13 protein-coding genes are annotated in these 16,407 nt (G+C 65.3%); 9 read left to right on the plus strand and 4 right to left on the minus strand.

Annotation, left to right across the window (positions count from 1 at the left end):
* Positions 1 to 74 precede the first annotated feature (74 nt).
* Complete coding sequence (locus CJU94_RS08620; protein WP_095418325.1) at positions 75 to 1,037, minus strand: sterol desaturase family protein; 963 nt, start codon at positions 1,035 to 1,037, stop codon at positions 75 to 77.
* Positions 1,038 to 1,225: 188 nt separating this feature from the next.
* Positions 1,226 to 2,905 carry a D-alanyl-D-alanine carboxypeptidase/D-alanyl-D-alanine endopeptidase gene (dacB, locus tag CJU94_RS08625; RefSeq protein WP_095418326.1) on the minus strand — a complete coding sequence of 560 codons (1,680 nt, stop codon included), beginning with the start codon at positions 2,903 to 2,905 and terminating at the stop codon, positions 1,226 to 1,228.
* A 225-nt stretch (positions 2,906 to 3,130) separates the two neighbouring features.
* Between dacB and CJU94_RS08630 the strand changes: the two genes are divergently transcribed.
* The 6 genes from CJU94_RS08630 to CJU94_RS08655 all read left to right on the plus strand — a co-directional run bounded on the left by CJU94_RS08630 (position 3,131) and on the right by CJU94_RS08655 (position 8,904).
* Positions 3,131 to 3,793 (plus strand): response regulator, encoded by a 663-nt coding sequence (locus tag CJU94_RS08630; protein WP_095418327.1) that lies wholly within the window; start codon positions 3,131 to 3,133, stop codon positions 3,791 to 3,793.
* A 4-nt stretch (positions 3,794 to 3,797) separates the two neighbouring features.
* Complete coding sequence (locus tag CJU94_RS08635; RefSeq protein ID WP_095418328.1) at positions 3,798 to 5,099, plus strand: ATP-binding protein; 1,302 nt, start codon at positions 3,798 to 3,800, stop codon at positions 5,097 to 5,099.
* 155 nt (positions 5,100 to 5,254) lie between these two features.
* Positions 5,255 to 6,766 (plus strand): DegQ family serine endoprotease, encoded by a 1,512-nt coding sequence (locus CJU94_RS08640; RefSeq protein ID WP_095418329.1) that lies wholly within the window; start codon positions 5,255 to 5,257, stop codon positions 6,764 to 6,766.
* 313 nt (positions 6,767 to 7,079) lie between these two features.
* Entirely contained in the window at positions 7,080 to 7,577 is a 498-nt protein-coding gene (locus CJU94_RS08645) for a hypothetical protein (RefSeq protein WP_095418330.1), read from the plus strand.
* Between the two features lie 151 nt (positions 7,578 to 7,728).
* Entirely contained in the window at positions 7,729 to 8,121 is a 393-nt protein-coding gene (locus tag CJU94_RS08650; RefSeq protein ID WP_095418331.1) for a DUF427 domain-containing protein, read from the plus strand.
* A 33-nt stretch (positions 8,122 to 8,154) separates the two neighbouring features.
* On the plus strand, positions 8,155 to 8,904 hold the full coding sequence (locus CJU94_RS08655; RefSeq protein WP_095418332.1) for an SRPBCC family protein: 750 nt from the start codon (positions 8,155 to 8,157) through the stop codon (positions 8,902 to 8,904).
* 126 nt (positions 8,905 to 9,030) lie between these two features.
* On the opposite strand, the gene CJU94_RS08660 is transcribed toward CJU94_RS08655, so the two are convergent.
* A complete protein-coding gene (locus CJU94_RS08660) occupies positions 9,031 to 10,026 on the minus strand; it encodes a helix-turn-helix domain-containing protein (RefSeq protein WP_095418333.1) in 996 nt (331 codons plus the stop codon).
* A 183-nt stretch (positions 10,027 to 10,209) separates the two neighbouring features.
* On the opposite strand from CJU94_RS08660, the gene CJU94_RS08665 reads away from it, so the two are divergent.
* Positions 10,210 to 10,842 (plus strand): cysteine hydrolase family protein, encoded by a 633-nt coding sequence (locus tag CJU94_RS08665; protein ID WP_095418334.1) that lies wholly within the window; start codon positions 10,210 to 10,212, stop codon positions 10,840 to 10,842.
* On the opposite strand, the gene CJU94_RS08670 is transcribed toward CJU94_RS08665, so the two are convergent.
* Complete coding sequence (locus CJU94_RS08670) at positions 10,843 to 11,502, minus strand: TetR family transcriptional regulator (protein ID WP_095418335.1); 660 nt, start codon at positions 11,500 to 11,502, stop codon at positions 10,843 to 10,845. It lies immediately after the preceding gene.
* 432 nt (positions 11,503 to 11,934) lie between these two features.
* Between CJU94_RS08670 and CJU94_RS08675 the strand changes: the two genes are divergently transcribed.
* Both CJU94_RS08675 and CJU94_RS08680 read left to right on the plus strand, forming a co-directional pair.
* The gene (locus tag CJU94_RS08675) at positions 11,935 to 13,167 is read left to right on the plus strand and encodes an efflux RND transporter periplasmic adaptor subunit (RefSeq protein ID WP_095418336.1); all 1,233 of its coding nucleotides are present in this window, start codon (positions 11,935 to 11,937) and stop codon (positions 13,165 to 13,167) included.
* An 18-nt stretch (positions 13,168 to 13,185) separates the two neighbouring features.
* Positions 13,186 to 16,407 carry an efflux RND transporter permease subunit gene (locus CJU94_RS08680; protein ID WP_095418337.1) on the plus strand — a complete coding sequence of 1,074 codons (3,222 nt, stop codon included), beginning with the start codon at positions 13,186 to 13,188 and terminating at the stop codon, positions 16,405 to 16,407.

Raw genomic sequence — 16,407 nt, forward strand, 5'->3', positions numbered from 1 at the left:
TGTGTGGCCCTTATGCCATGTGTTGCAGGCAGCGCCCGCCGCTTAAGCGGCGTGACGACAGCTTACAGAATCTTCTACGGCCTGCGCGGTGTTTGAAACGCGGCCGTATGGTCTTGCTTCGCGCGAATCGCTTCGCTTGAATCTTCGGTTGAACCCGCGCGCGGCACCGATGAACCGGCGGCGCGCCGCGCATGATAATCCGCAGCCCACGCGGGCGGCGCAAACAGCGCGCGCAGCTTGTTGCGCCAGCCGGACACGCTTGCGAAGTCGGCGGCCAGCGACGCCCATTCATGAAACGTCGCCTTCAGCGGGTTATACGTGTGCAGCGACTCGACGATGCCGTAGACCGGCGCTTCGCCCAGGTCTTCCTCGACATAGCTGCCGAACAGGCGATCCCAGATCACCAGCACGCCGGCATAGTTGCGGTCGATATAGCGGTCGTTGCGCGCGTGATGCACGCGATGGATCGACGGCGTGTTGAACACGTATTCGAGCCAGCCGAGTTTGCCGATGGCCTGCGTATGCACGAAGAACTGAAAGCCGAGATTGATCAGCACGATCGCGACGATCACCTTCGGCGCAAAGCCGAGCACGGCAAGCGGAATCCAGAACAGCCACATGCCCGCAACCGGATACATCAGGCTCTGACGGAACGCGGTCGAAAAATTCATGCGCTCCGACGAATGGTGCACGACATGCGCGGCCCACAGCCAGCGCACGCGGTGGCTACAGCGGTGGAACACGTAGTAGAGCAGATCCTGAGCGACGAACAGGACGACGAACGAGCCCCAGCTCGGCGGCCACGTGGTGATGCGGTAGTGATCGTAAAAGAACGTGTAGACGGGGATGATGGCGAGCCACGCGAGCTTGTCGGCGGCCTGGTGCATCAGCGCGAGCGCTGTGTTGCAGAGCGTGTCGCGCCAGCTATAGAGTTGCGCGCCCGGGCGCGTGCGTTTCAGGTGCCACGCCTCCCAGCCGATGCATGCGAGAAAGACTGGCGCCATGGCGAGCAGCAGCAATTCGGCATCGAATTGCATCGTGTCTTCCTCCGTGGTCCCTGGCCGCCGCGCCGTGCGCGAGCGGGTGTTGTCGTTATGGTTCGAGCGGGACCGTAGGCGGTGCGCGGTCCCGGCGCAACGTCCAGCGTTTTACGCGCGCCTCGAACACTGCCCGACAGCGTACACGCTTAGGCCGTTGCCGCGCGCGGCTTCGCTAGAAGGAACACTCAGTGAGCGCCGCGCTGGTGCGGGTTTTTCCTGGGCTTGCTGCTGCGCGGTTGGTCGACGGGATCCGAAACCTTGGTCAAGCCCTGAGACGGACCCTGATACACCCATTCGAGCAGCGCATCGTGCGCGGCGCGCGCGGCTTCCGAATGCGGATCGTTGATCAGGCTGACGACCACGTAACTATTGCCGTCCGCCGAGGCGACATACCCCGCGATTGCCCGCACGTCGCGCAAGGTGCCGGTCTTGATGTGCGCATTGCCGCCCGCGCCCTGGTTGGTCAACCGGTTGCGCATGGTGCCGTCGACACCCGCGATCGGCAGCGACTCCACGAACACCTGCGCGACCGGACTCGCGTTGGCCCGCTGCAGCAGATCGGCGAGCGCGAGCGCGGTGATGTGCTCGTCGCGCGAGAGGCCCGAGCCGTTGTCGAGCGTCAGATACTCCATGTTGATGCTGTCGCGGCGCAGAAACGCTTCGATCGCGCGCGCCGATTTGGCGGGCGTGGCGGGTCCCTTTTCCTCGGTCGCGCCGATCGTCAGGAACAGGTTGCGCGCCATCGTGTTGTTGCTGAATTTGTTGATGTCGCGAACGATGTCGGACAGCATCGGCCCCTGGTGTGTCGCCACCAGTCTGGCGCCCACCGGCACCGCGCCTTCGCGTGTCGCGCCGCTGAACGTGCCGCCGGTCTGCTGCCACAGCGCGAGAAACCCGCCCGCGAAAAACGCCGAGTGATCGAGTACCGCGACGTTGATCGTGCGCGGGCCGCAGCGCACCGCATAGTCGCCGTCGAACGAGGCGACGACGGTACCGTTCGGCTGCGGCGTGACGGTGGGCGACGCGGAGGCCGCGTCGCCGCGGCACGGGCCGTTGACAGCGTGCAGGTGGTTGTCCATCTGCAATTGCGCGAGCGCGGGTAGCACGTCGATCGCGACGCTGCCGTCGGGCGACGGCGTCAGCGTGAAGGACAGCGATTTGAACGCATAGAGCAGCGGATCGGGGCCGACGTTGTACGGCGCGGTGGCGTCGTCGTCGAACGGCGGCAGGTCGCGCGTGGACGGATCGAAGTAGCGCTTGTCGAGCACCAGCGCGCCGTCGATGCCATTGATGCCCGCCTTGTGGATCTTCTGCACGAGGTCGATCAGTTCCTCCGGCACGAGCTTCGGATCGCCCGTGCCCTGGATGTAGAGATTGCCGTGCAGCACGCCGTTGGCGTCGACAGTGCCTTCCGTGTAGGCGCTGGTGCGCCAGCGGTACTCGGGGCCGAGTATCGACAGGCCCGAGTACGTGGTGACGAGCTTCATCGTCGAGGCGGGCATCATCGGCTTGCCCGCGTTGAGCGCGACGATCGGCGTACGGTCGCCGACTTTCTCCACGACCACGCTGATCGACGTCAACGGCACGTGTGCGCGCTGCAAGCCGGCCATCACCTGCGGCGGCAATACGGTAGTGACGTTGACGCTCGGATGAGCGGCCTTGACGCGAGCCTGCGCGGCAAGCGGCAACGTCGCACCGCAGCCGAGCGCGACGCAGGCGAGCAGCCATGCGCTCGCGCGCGGCGCGAACCGGCGACGCAGGACAGGTGCGCAGGCGGAGGAGGAGGTGAAAGCAGACGGGAAACCCGGACGCCGCGCGGCAAGTTGCACGCGGCGTGCGAGAGAAGACAGAAAAGCGTGCGTCATGGACGGGCAAAAATGCAGAATGTCAGTGCGTGGGGCACGCGGTAATCCGGGCTGCGGCAGTGCGTCGCCTCGTGCGCGGACAAATCGCCGGCCGCGCGGCGCCGACGCAAAGCGCCCATTGTAGAGACATGCCGCGAGGCTGCGGTGGAAAATGCGCCACGCGCCGCACATGCCGGGGGCGGGCGCTAGAATGCGGCATCATCGAACGATTCGGAACGGATAACCATGCGCATCTTGCTAGTCGAAGACGACCGGATGATCGCCGAAGGCGTGCGCAAGGCGCTGCGCGGCGAAGGCTTCGCGGTCGACTGGGTGGAGGACGGCGAAGCCGCGCTCAGCGCGGCGGCCAGCCAGCCTTACGATCTCGTACTGCTGGACCTGGGCCTGCCCAAGCGCGACGGCCTCGACGTGCTGCGCACGCTGCGCGCGCGCGGCCACGCGCTGCCGGTGCTGATCGTCACCGCGCGCGACGCCGTGGCGGATCGCGTCAAAGGCCTCGACGCCGGCGCCGACGATTACCTCGTCAAACCTTTCGACCTCGACGAACTCGGCGCCCGCATGCGCGCGCTGATCCGGCGTCAATCCGGGCGCAGCGATTCGACCATCCGCCTCGGCAACCTGACGCTCGATCCCGCCTCGCATCAGGTCACGCTCGACGGCGCGCCGGTCGCGTTGTCGGCGCGTGAATTCGCGCTGCTCGAGGCGCTGCTCGCGCGCCCCGGCGCCGTGCTCTCGAAGAGCCAGCTCGAGGAAAAAATGTACGGCTGGGGCGAGGAGATCGGCAGCAATACCGTCGAGGTCTATATTCACGCGCTGCGCAAGAAACTCGGCGCGGAGCTGATCCGCAACGTGCGCGGTCTGGGCTACATGATCGCGAAGGACGCCTGAGCCGATGCGTTCGATCCGCCGTCAATTGCTGGTCTGGCTGCTCGCGCTGGTGCTGCTCGGCGTCGGCATTGCGGGCTGGCTGATCTACCGGCAAGCCCTTGCCGAAGCCAACGAACTGTTCGATTACCAGCTGGAGCAGATCGCCGCGGCGCTGCCGTCGGAACCGTTCTCGCAGGTGCTCGGTTCACGCGACACCGGCGACGAGGGCATCGTGCTGCAGATCTGGAATCGCAACGGCGTGCTGATGTACTACTCGCGTCCGCGCGCGCCGCTCGCGCCGCGCGCCGAACTCGGCTTTTCGACCGAGCACACGGATCGTGGCGAATGGCGCGTGTATGGCGCGATCGTCGGCGATAACGTGGTGCAGCTGGCCCAGCCGGTGTCCGTGCGCAACCGGCTCGCCGCGAACGTCGCGCTGCGCACGCTGTGGCCGTTGATCGTGCTGCTGCCGTTGCTCGGGCTCGCGGTGTGGGTGATCGTCGGCCGCGGGCTCAGGCCGCTGCGGCGCGTGACGAGCGCACTCGACGCGCGCCATCCCGAGGCGCTCGATCCTCTGCCCGACCAGCGTCTGCCGCTCGAAGTGCAGCCGCTCGTGCGCGCACTGAACGGCCTGCTCGAACGGCTCGCCACCGCGCTCGATATTCAGAAAGCATTCGTCGCCGACGCGGCGCACGAATTGCGCACGCCGCTGGCCGCCGTGCAGATCCAGGCGCAACTGGTGGCGCGCGCGAAAGACGAAGCCGGCCGCGGCGAGGCGCTCGCCGACCTGCAAGCGGGCGTGACCCGCGCCACGCGTCTTGCCGAGCAACTGCTGGCGCTCGCGCGCTCCGAACCGGACGGACTCGCCGCCACCAATGCGATCGATCTGCGCGCGCTGCTCGAGGAGTGCGTGTTGGCTTACGCGCCGCTCGCGCAGAATCGCGGCGTCGATCTCGGCATCGAGGCGGCGCACTCCGCCACCGTGATCGGCGACGCCGACGCGCTGCGCGTGATGTTCAACAATCTCGTGGACAACGCAACCAAGTACACGCCGCGCGGCGGACGAGTGGATGTCAGCCTGCGTGTGGAAGAGGGACACCCGGTCGTGCGGATCGCCGACAGTGGGCCGGGGATCGATCCGGCTGAACGCGATCGCGTGTTCGATCGTTTCTACCGCGCCGGCGCCGGCGTGAACCGCACGCGGACCGACGTGGCAGGCAGCGGCCTGGGTCTCGCGATCGTGCGGCGCATCGCCGTGCAGCATCATGCCGCCGTGTCGCTCGACGAATCGCCGGCGGGCGGCTTGCAGGTCGGCGTGCGCTTTTGAAGGCGGGGTTTTCGGTTCGTAAAGAGACTTAAACGCGGCTTAAAAGGCCTCAAAAACAGGATGGAAGCGATCGGTCGCTGCTTAAGACTCTTTTAAGCGATGCCACGTACGCTTCGAGACATCCAAAGTCTCTTTCTCCCAGTCAGGAGTACACGATGAACGCGAAAACCTTGTCCCGCAGCGCTGTTGCAGTGGCTGTCGCCGTAGCGCTCTCCGCCGGCTATGTGGCGGGGCATCGCGACGTGCCCGCGCCGCAGGTGATCACGCCGGCGCAAGCCGCGATGATGCCCGCCGAAGCCGCCGCCAAAACCGGCATTCCCGACTTCTCCGGCCTCGTCGAGACCTATGGTCCGGCCGTCGTCAACATCAGCGCGAAGCACGTCGTGAAGCAGGCGGCGCTGCGCGGCAATCCCGGCAATGGCGGCGGCAACCAGTTGCCGATCGATCCGAGCGATCCGTTCTACCAGTTCTACAAGCACTTCTTCGGCGGCGCGCCGGGCATGCAGGGCGGCGACGGCGGCGATGCGCCCGATCAGCCGAGCGCGAGCCTCGGCTCGGGATTCATCGTTAGCAATGATGGCTACATCCTGACCAACGCCCATGTGGTGGATGGCGCGAACGTCGTCACGGTGAAGCTGACCGACAAGCGCGAATTCCGCGCGAAGGTGGTCGGCGCCGACAAGCAGTCCGACGTCGCGGTGCTGAAGATCGACGCAAGCAATCTGCCGACCGTGAAGATCGGCGACCCGCGCCAGAGCAAGGTCGGCCAGTGGGTGGTCGCGATCGGCTCGCCGTATGGATTCGACAATACGGTGACCTCGGGCATCATCAGCGCCAAGTCGCGCTCGCTGCCTAACGAAAACTACACGCCGTTCATTCAGACCGACGTGCCGGTGAACCCCGGCAACTCGGGCGGCCCGCTCTTTAATCTGCAAGGCGAAGTGATCGGTATCAACTCGATGATCTATTCGCAGACGGGCGGCTTCCAGGGCCTTTCGTTCGCTATCCCGATCAATGAGGCGATCAAGGTCAAGGACGACATCGTCAAGACCGGCCACGTGAGCCGCGGCCGTCTCGGCGTGGCGGTGCAGGGCATGAACCAGACGCTTGCCGATTCGTTCGGCATGCAGAAGCCGCAAGGCGCGCTGGTCAGCTCGGTCGATCCGGGCGGTCCGGCGGCCAAGGGCGGTTTGGAGCCGGGCGACGTGATTCTGTCGGTGAACGGCGAACCGGTCAGCGACTCGTCCGATCTGCCGTCGCAGGTCGCGGGTCTGGCGCCGGGCAGCTCGGCGACGGTGCAGGTGTGGCGCGACAAGGCCACCAAGGACCTGAAGGTGACCATCGGCTCGCTGTCGGATGCGAAGGTGGCCTCGGACAAGGCCGATCAGCCGACCCAGCTGCAAGGCCGCCTCGGCGTGGCGGTTCGGCCGCTGACGCCGGAAGAGAAAAGCGGTGCGTCGGTCTCTCACGGTCTGCTGGTGCAGCAGTCGGGCGGCGCGGCGGAAAGCGCCGGCATCCAGCCAGGCGACGTGATTCTGGCCGTCAACGGCCGGCCCATCTCGAGTGTGGAGCAGTTGAAGCAGATGATCGCCGGTGCCGGCAACAGCATCGCCTTGCTGATTCAGCGCGACAACGCGCAGATCTTCGTGCCGGTGGATCTCGGCTGATCCGGCTGGCGGGGCGGACGAAGCGGGCGGCGGCCAGGCGGCGTCCGGTTGGCGGTTTGACCGACTGCCCGGCTGCTTCGTCCGGGAATTGAAGTAATGCTTGCCGGTCCCGTTGCATTTACTGCCAACGGACCGGCAATTTTCATTTGCAGCCGATTCTCGGCGACGGGTCTGGCGCGCCACCGGGCTTGGCGCGCAGCGATTTCCCCGACGACGCGCCGGCAGCTTGGCACGCAGGTTGCGTCAGCCTTGGTCCGGGTCCGACTCGGGATGCCGGAGAAGCAGGGATAAGACCTCAACAAGGAGCGAACCGATGAAAACCCAACGCAATCAGCGAAGGATCGTAGCCGCTGCGGTATGCGCAGCGCTCACGCTCGGTCTGGCGGGTGGCGCGTATGCACAGCAGGCAAGCGATACGACCGGCGGCACGACCGCCGATCAAACCAGCGCGGGCAACGCCAATGGTGGCGGCCTGCCGCAAATCCAGCAGCAAGGCGACGTCTCGTTCGTATCGGGCGGCGTCGGCCTCGACGAATCGAAGGCGTTGCAGCAGGCGCAGAGCCAGTGGCCGCTGTCGCTGCGCTTCACCGGTCCCGGCGCCGACTTTCTCGCCGACGTGCATGTGCGCGTGGTCGATGCGCACAACGGCGAGGTGCTCAGCACCACGTCGCGTGGCCCCTACATGCTGGTCAAGCTGCGCCCGGGCCACTACACGGTGCATGCGCAATACAAGGACCGCGACCAGTCCAAAGCGGTGACGATCCCGGCCAAGGGCACGGCCAAGGCCGCTTTCTACTGGAACACGCAGTAAGCCCGGTGCCGTTTTAGGCGGCGTCGCGACGAGCTTCGCGCCCCGTGCAGGAACGTCGCGCAATCAGCCGGACTTTGGCCGATAATGAAGCCACGGGCACACCCCGTGGCTTTTTTGTTTGCGGGACCGCACACCATCACGGAGCCGAGACATGAGCGATGCCTTGACACCTCACCAAAGCCCCGGCGCGAGTGCGGGCGGACACACCATCGTAATCACCGGGAACAATCACCGGGTGCGGGTGATACACGGCGGGGTGACCATGGCCGATACGCAGGCGGGACTGACACTGGCGGAAACCGGTTTGCCGGACGTGTTCTATTTTCCCCGTTCGGATGTGAACATGGCCCGCCTCGAACGCTCGGCGCACACGTCGCATTGTCCGTTCAAAGGCGAGGCGTCGTACTTCCATCTGCGCACCGAAGACGGCTTGATCGAGAACGCTGTGTGGAGTTATGAAACGCCGCTCGAGTCGGCGGTCCAGATCAAAGGGTATCTCGCGTTTTACGCATCGCGCGTCGACCGCATCGATCAGACGTCCTGATCCCGCTGTCGCGCGTTCATCGGGGAGGCTGCCATGGAACTGAACGACGCGTTACGGATTCCGCTTGCGCCGTCCGACGTCTGGGAGGCGTTGCAAGACCTCGCGCTATTACGCGCCAGCCTCGATAACTGTGAGTCGTTCACGCGCCTCGCGCATGGTGAATACGAGCTGATCATGACCGTGCCGCTCGGCCCGCTGCGCGCGCGTTATGAAGCACGCGCCCACGTGGCCGGGCAGGATTCCGGGCCGGCGGACGCGCAGCGCCGCACCATCAACTTCAAGGCCCGCGCCGAAGGCATTGGCGCATTGCGCGGCCAGATCGAAGTGCGTTTGCGCGCGGACGAAGTCGGGCACGGCGCCGACAAGGCGCGCGCCACGCGGATCGACTACACCATCTGGGCGACCTCGTCCGGCCCGCTCGCCGAACTGCCTACCCGTCAACTCGAAAACGCGCTGCGGCAACTGGCCGACGACTTCTTCACCGAGTTCGACGCCGTCGTGCGCGCCAAGCATGGACAAGGTCCGAACCGCGCGCGGGGGTCGGCGGTGCGGCGCCAGCATGTGTTTTTGCGGCCGATCACGCTCAGCGGCATGACGCGGCGCGTGCGCCCGGATCATGGCCATGCGTTGCCCGGGCGTGCGGCAAGCGCCTCGCACGGAAGCTCGCAGGGGGTCTCGCATCACGAGCCCAGTCCGCATGCCGTCCCGAACTGGGCCTGGGCGGCGATGATTTTTCTGGTGGCGCTGCTGTTGTATGTGGCGCGCTGGATCAGCGAGCATTGATTATCGGTCGGCTCGCGGGTCGTTCGGGCGCACGACCCGCGTCGCAGCTGTCGCGCCGGCGCGACTACGAAATTCCGGTGGCCTGCTACGAAACGTCGTCTGCCGGCTCGCGCCGCGCTCGCGCACTTACACGCCGCGAAACTCTCTTCGCCATGCGGACGGCGACGTGCGGAACGCCTGCGCGAAATGTTGCCGTAACGAAGCGGTCGAGCCGAAGCCCGCGATCGCCGCGATCGCTTCCACCGACTCGTCGGTGCTCTCCAGCAGTTGCTGCGCGCGTGCGAGCCGCTGTGCCAGCAGCCACGCGCCCACAGTCGTGCCGGTGGCAAGGCGGAAGCGTCGCGTGAAAGTGCGGCGGCTCATCAACGCGCGCCCGGCGAGCGTGTCGAGCGTGTGCGGCAACGTCAGATTGCCACTCACCCAGTCGAGCAGGCCTGACAGCCTGTCACCGCGCACATTCGGCGGCATCGGCTGCTGAACGTATTGCGCCTGGCCGCCTTGCCGATGCGGCGGCACCACCAGCCTGCGCGCCACATGATTGGCCACCCGCGCGCCGCACATCTTGCGCATCACATGCAAACAGCAGTCGAGGCCGGCGGCGGTGCCGGCCGAGGTCAGCACGTTGCCGTCGTCGACATAGAGCACATCGGGATCGAGGCGCACGCGCGGGTAGCGGCGCGCGAAGTCGTCGGCCCACGCCCAGTGCGTCGAGGCTGGCCGGTCGTCGAGAATGCCGGCGGCCGCCAGCACGAATGCGCCGAGACAAAGCCCGACCAGTTGCACGCCGCGCGCATGGGCGGCGCGCAATGCGTCGAGCAGCGCGGCTGGCGGCGTTTCGGCCGGGTCGCGCCAGCTCGGCACGATGATCGTATCGGCGTCGGCGAGCGCTTCGAGTCCATGCGTGACGCCGATCGAAAAGCCGGCCGTGGTGGTCAGCGCGCCCGTCTCGGCGGCGCAGACGCGAAAATCGAATTCCGGCACGCCACCGCCGCTGCGGTCCTCGCCGAACACCACGCACGGCACCGAGAGATGGAACGGACTGATGCGATCGAACGCGACCACCGCGACGACGTGGCGGGGCGCTTCGCCGTGTGTCGCGACAGCGGAAACGGGCGTGGCCATCAAGCACCTCGTGAAATCCGACGATGGCCCGATTCTAGCGAATCTTGTCATTCGGGTCGCTGTCGGGAAATAGCCGGTGGCGCAACAATGCAGTCATCGCCGCGGCTCGTTCGCAAGCCGGCCCGGACGGACCGGCACGCGTGGCGGCAGATCATTCCCAGTACCCGACCCAGGAGCCTTGCCATGACCACACCGCGCCGTGCGCTGATCGTCATCGACGTGCAGAACGAATACGTGAGCGGCGATCTGCCGATCGAATACCCGGACGTGCAGAGCTCGCTCGCCAACATCGGCCGCGCGATGGATGCGGCCCGAGCGGCCGGCGTGCCGGTGGTGGTCGTGCAGAACCTGGCGCCGGCCAGCTCGCCGTTGTTCGCGCGCGGCGGCAGCGGGGCGCAGTTGCATCCGGCCGTGGCCGAGCGGGCTCGCGACCATTACGTGGAGAAGTCCCTGCCGAGCGCCTTCACCGGCACCGATCTAGCGGACTGGCTCGCCGCGCGTCAAATCGACACGCTGACAGTGACCGGCTACATGACGCACAATTGCGACGCGTCGACCATCAACCACGCGGTTCACGCCGGGCTCGCCGTCGAATTTCTGCATGACGCGACGGGCTCGGTGCCGTACGAGAACAGCGCGGGTTTCGCCAGCGCGCAGGACATTCACCGGGTCTTCAGCGTGGTGCTGCAGTCGCGCTTCGCGGCGGTGGCGAGCACGGACGAGTGGATCGCGGCAGTGCGGGGCGGGGCGCCGCTGGAGCGCGGCAATATCTACGCGTCGAATCAGAAGGCGCGAGCCACGCGGGCGGCGGCCTAGCTAACCGCCGGCTGTCCGGCGCGCGTGCCCGTTGCGCAACGCCGGGCTCAGCTTCAGCGCGTCGAACATGCCTTCGACCATCTGCACCGCATGGGCGCCGAAATCCGTGGCGTCGGGCAGGAACAGCATGTCGCGCAGCGAACCGCTGACAAACGCGTGCACCATGGCCGCCGCCAGTTTCGTATCCAGATCGGCGGGCATTTGTCCTTTGGAAATGGCGTTGCGCAGACCGCCTTCGATTTTCGCGAGCCCTTCGCGCATGTTGGTCTGATAGCGGACCATCACCGGGCCCATTTCCTCGACCAGCTCGCATTTCAGAAACAGGATGTCGAACACGCGCCGGCGGCGCGGATCGTTAGCGGTGTCGCGCAGGCAAACCTTGCAGATTTCCATCAGACGCCCAAGCGGATCGGGCTCGTTGGGATCTTGTGAGGCGGCCTTGAGTTCGTCCAGCGGCAGCAGCACGCGGTCGAACATCTCGGTAAACAGATCGCTCTTGTGCGCGAAATGCCAATAAATTGCGCCGCGCGTGACGCCGGCGGCGTGCGCGATGTCAGCGAGCGATGTGCGCGACACGCCCTTCTCGAAAAAAACGCGCTCGGCCGCGTCGAGAATGCTATTGCGCGTCTCCAGCGCCTCTTCTTTGGTTCTTCGGACCATGTTGGAATGACCTGCCCTGATTGTGGGGTTTTCCCGGGCTCTTTTAAGTACGCCCGATGACAATCTGTCTACGCCTAAGCGAATTGTGAAGCGATCTTGCAAGCCCCCCGCCCGCAAGAGATGTAAATGCACTTTTACATGCATTCGTGAATGTATATATAATAGCATCCCACGATCGGATAGCCCAAGCCGTGACGAACCGTTAATATCCGTCACTGTTGCCTTTCAAAACGCTCTTTGCGCCGTACCGGAACGGGCGGCGCCGTGCGGCATTTCCCCGGTATGGCGCATTTCGTTCAGGATGCCCAGCAGGTTCGGTTTGCGTGCATCGGGCATCTGGTCAGCGTCGCGAGACGCATGTGTGCGCTGCCGTCCCCGGCGTAGGGATGCGCGTACTTTTTCATTCTCTCAGTCCTAGACAGAGGTCGCTCCATGCGCGTCGAACGGGTTCCATTCCGCTTAATCAGTGCCGCGACGGCTGCCGTATTGCTGGCAGCGTGCGGACCAAAACAATCTGCGCCGCCGCCACAAACGCCCGAAGTCGGCGTCGTCACCGTTCAACCGACGGCCGTGCCCGTCGTCACCGAATTGCCCGGCCGCACCAGCGCCTTCCTCGTCGCGCAAGTGCGCGCACGGGTCGACGGCATCGTGCTGCGCCGCGAATTCACGGAAGGCAGCCAGGTTAAAGCGGGGCAGCGTCTGTACAAGATCGATCCGGCGCCGTACATCGCCACGCTGAATAACGCCAAGGCGACGCTCGCGAAGGCGCAGGCCAACCTCGTGTCGACCACGGCGCAGGCCAACCGCTACAAGGTGCTGGTTGCCGCCAACGCGGTCAGCAAGCAGGACTACGACAACGCGGTCGCCTCGGAAGGCCAGGCCGCGGCTGACGTCGCCGCGGGCAAGGCGGCGGTCGACACGGCGCAGATCAACCTGGGCTACACGGACGTGGTCTCGCCGGTGAGCGGCCAGATCGGCGTGTCGCAAGTCACGCCGGGCGCCTACGTGCAAGCGAGTGCCGCTACGCTGATGGCCACCGTGCAGACACTCGACCCGGTCTACGTGGACCTGACGCAATCGAGCCTCGACGGCCTGAAGCTGCGCCGCGAAATGCAGGAAGGGCGCCTGAAGACTTCGGGTCCGGACGCCGCCAAGGTGTCGCTGATTCTCGAAGACGGCCGCACCTATTCGGAAAAGGGCAAGCTGCAGTTCACCGACGTGACGGTCGACCAGGGCACCGGCTCGGTCACGGTGCGCGCGATCTTCAAGAACACCGACAAGGTGCTGCTGCCGGGCATGTTCGTGCGCGCGCGCATTGAAGAAGGTGTCAACGACAACGCGCTCGTCGTGCCGCAAGTCGGCGTGACGCACGACCAGAAGGGTCAGCCGACCGCGCTGGTCGTCGGTAACGACAACAAGGTGGCGTTGCGACAGCTGACTACGTCGGGCACGTACGGTTCGAACTGGGTGGTCGAAAGCGGCCTGAATCCGGGCGACCGCGTGATCGTGCAGGGCACCGACAAGGCGCGCCCGGGCATGCAGGTCAAGACCGTTGCCGCGCAACTTCCCGCCACACCCGCTTCCGGCGCCCCCGCTCAGGGCGCGCCGGCCGCCAGCGGTGCAGCGCAGACGGCACAACCTGCCTCCGCCGCATCGGGCGCGTAATAACAGGGAGCCCGCCTCATGGCAAAGTTCTTCATTGATCGCCCGATTTTTGCATGGGTGATCGCCATCATTCTGATGCTCGCGGGTATCGCGTCGGTCTTTACGCTGCCGATCGCGCAATATCCGACCATTGCGCCGCCGGCCGTGCAGATCAGCGCGACCTACCCGGGCGCATCGGCGAAGACGGTGGAAAATACCGTCACGCAGGTGATCGAGCAGCAGATGAGTGGTCTCGACCACTTGCTCTACCTGTCGTCCACATCGGACGACTCGGGCACGGCAACCATCACGCTGACGTTCGCGGCCGGCACCAATCCTGACATCGCGCAGGTGCAGGTGCAGAACAAGCTGCAGCTCGCCACGCCGCTCCTGCCGCAGGCCGTGCAGCAGTTGGGCACCAAGGTCACGAAGTCGAGCAGCAGCTTCTTGCTGGTGCTGGCGTTCGTGTCCCAGGACGGCAGCATGAACAAGTACGACCTGGCGAACTACGTCGCGTCGAACATCCAGGATCCGCTCAGCCGTATCGACGGCGTGGGCACGGTGACGCTGTTCGGCTCGCAGTACGCCATGCGGATCTGGCTGGACGCGAACAAGCTCACCAATTTCGGCCTCACGCCGGTGGATGTGGAAACCGCGTTGACGGCGCAGAACGTGCAGGTCGCGGGCGGTTCGCTCGGCGGCACGCCGTCGGTGCCGGGCCAGGTGCTGCAGGCCACCATCACGGAAGCCACGCTGCTGAATACGCCTGAACAGTTCGGCAACGTGCTGCTGAAGGTGAACACGGACGGTTCGCAAGTCCGCATCAAGGACGTCGCGCGTATCGAGCTGGGTGGCGAAAACTACAACTTCGACACCAAGTATAACGGCCAGCCGACCGCAGGCTTCGGTATTCAGCTCGCGACCGGTGCGAACGCGCTGGCTACCGCCAAGGCGGTGCGCGCGAAGGTCGACGAACTGTCGAAGTACTTCCCGCATGGTCTGGTCGTGCAGTATCCGTACGACACCACGCCGTTCGTGCGCCTGTCGATCGAAGAAGTGGTCAAGACGCTGCTCGAAGGTATCGTGCTGGTGTTCCTGGTCATGTACCTGTTCCTGCAGAACCTGCGCGCCACGCTGATCCCGACGATCGCCGTGCCGGTGGTGCTGCTGGGCACGTTCGCGATCATGGGGCTGGTGGGTTTCTCGATCAACACGCTGTCCATGTTCGGGCTCGTGCTGGCGATCGGCTTGCTGGTGGACGATGCGATCGTGGTGGTGGAAAACGTCGAGCGGGTGATGCAGGAGGAGGGGTTATCGCCTCGTGAAGCCACCCGCAAGGCGATGGATCAGATTACCGGCGCGCTGGTCGGCGTGGCGCTCGTGCTGTCGGCGGTGTTCGTGCCGGTGGCGTTCTCGGGCGGTTCGGTCGGCGCGATCTACCGGCAGTTCTCGCTGACGATCGTGGCGGCGATGGTGTTGTCCGTGCTGGTCGCGTTGATTCTGACGCCGGCGTTGTGCGCGACGATCCTCAAGCCGATCGAAAAGGGTCATCAGGAAAAAACCACCGGCTTCTTCGGCTGGTTCAACCGCACCTTCAACAGGAGCCGCGACAAGTATCACTCGGGCGTGCACCACGTGATCAAGCGCTCGGGCCGCTGGCTGATCATCTATATGGTGGTGATCTTCGCGGTCGGCCTGCTGTTCGTAAAGTTGCCGAAGTCGTTCCTGCCTGACGAAGACCAGGGCACGATGTTCGTGCTGGTGCAAACGCCGTCGGGCTCGACGCAGGAAACCACGGCGCGCGCGCTGAAGGACGTGTCCGACTACCTGCTCAATACCGAGAAGGGCATCGTCGAATCGACCTTCACGGTGAACGGCTTCAGCTTCGCCGGTCGCGGCCAGAACGCAGGTCTCGTGTTCGTGCGGATGAAGGACTACGCGGTACGTCAGCACTCGGACCAGAAGGTGCAGGCGCTGGTGGGCCGTCTCTTCATGCACTTCGGCGGTTACAAGAACGCGCTGGTGTATCCGGTGAATCCGCCGTCGATTCCCGAACTCGGCACGGCCGCGGGCTTCGACTTCGAATTGCAGGATCGCGCGGGCGTCGGTCACGAGAAGCTGATGGAAGCACGCAACATGCTGCTGGGCATGGCGGCGAAAGATCCGACGCTGGCTCAGGTGCGTCCGAACGGCCTGAACGACACGCCGCAGTTCAAGGTGAACATCGACCACGAGAAGGCTTCGGCGCTCGGCGTGTCGCTCTCCGCGATCGACCAGACGTTCTCGATCGCGTGGGCCTCGCAGTACGTGAACAACTTCCTCGATACGGACGGCCGGATCAAGAAGGTGTATCTGCAAGGCGATGCGCCGTTCCGTATGAAACCGGAAGACCTGAACGTGTGGTACGTGCGTAATGGCGCAGGCAGCATGGTGCCGTTCTCGTCGTTCGCCAGCGGCACGTGGACCTACGGCTCGCCGAAGCTGGAGCGCTACAACGGTATTTCCGCGGTGGAAATCCAGGGCGCGGCGGCACCGGGCAAGTCGACCGGTCAGGCCATGACGGCCATGGAAGCGCTCGTGGCGAAGCTGCCGGCGGGTGTCGGCTACGAGTGGACGGGTCTGTCGCTGCAGGAACGTCAGTCGGGTTCGCAGGCGCCGATCCTGTACGGCATCTCGATCCTCGTCGTGTTCCTGTGTCTCGCGGCGCTGTATGAAAGCTGGTCGATCCCGTTCTCGGTGATCATGGTGGTGCCGCTCGGCGTGATCGGCGCACTGCTGGCCGCGACGCTGCGCGGGCTCGAGAACGACGTGTTCTTCCAGGTGGGTCTGTTGACCACGGTGGGCCTGTCGGCGAAGAACGCGATTCTGATCGTGGAATTCGCCCGCGAGTTGCAGCAGGGTGAAGGCATGGGGCCGATCGAGGCCGCGCTGGAAGCAGCGCGTCTGCGGTTGCGTCCGATTCTGATGACCTCGCTCGCGTTCATTCTCGGCGTGATGCCGCTCGCCATCAGTAACGGCGCGGGTTCGGCCAGCCAGCACGCGATCGGTACCGGCGTGATCGGCGGGATGTTGACGGCGACCTTCCTCGCGATTTTCATGATCCCGATGTTCTTCGTCGTGATCCGTGCGAAGTTCGGCGGTGAGAAGGAAGACCCGGATGAGGCGCTCGCACACTACAACCAGCACCATCCGCATGACGGCCAGGGCGGCGGTTCAACTGGCGGGTCGACGGATCAAGGCTCGGGCAAGGACGGACATTGA

This window comes from Paraburkholderia aromaticivorans, assembly GCF_002278075.1.
GTDB lineage: Bacteria > Pseudomonadota > Gammaproteobacteria > Burkholderiales > Burkholderiaceae > Paraburkholderia > Paraburkholderia aromaticivorans.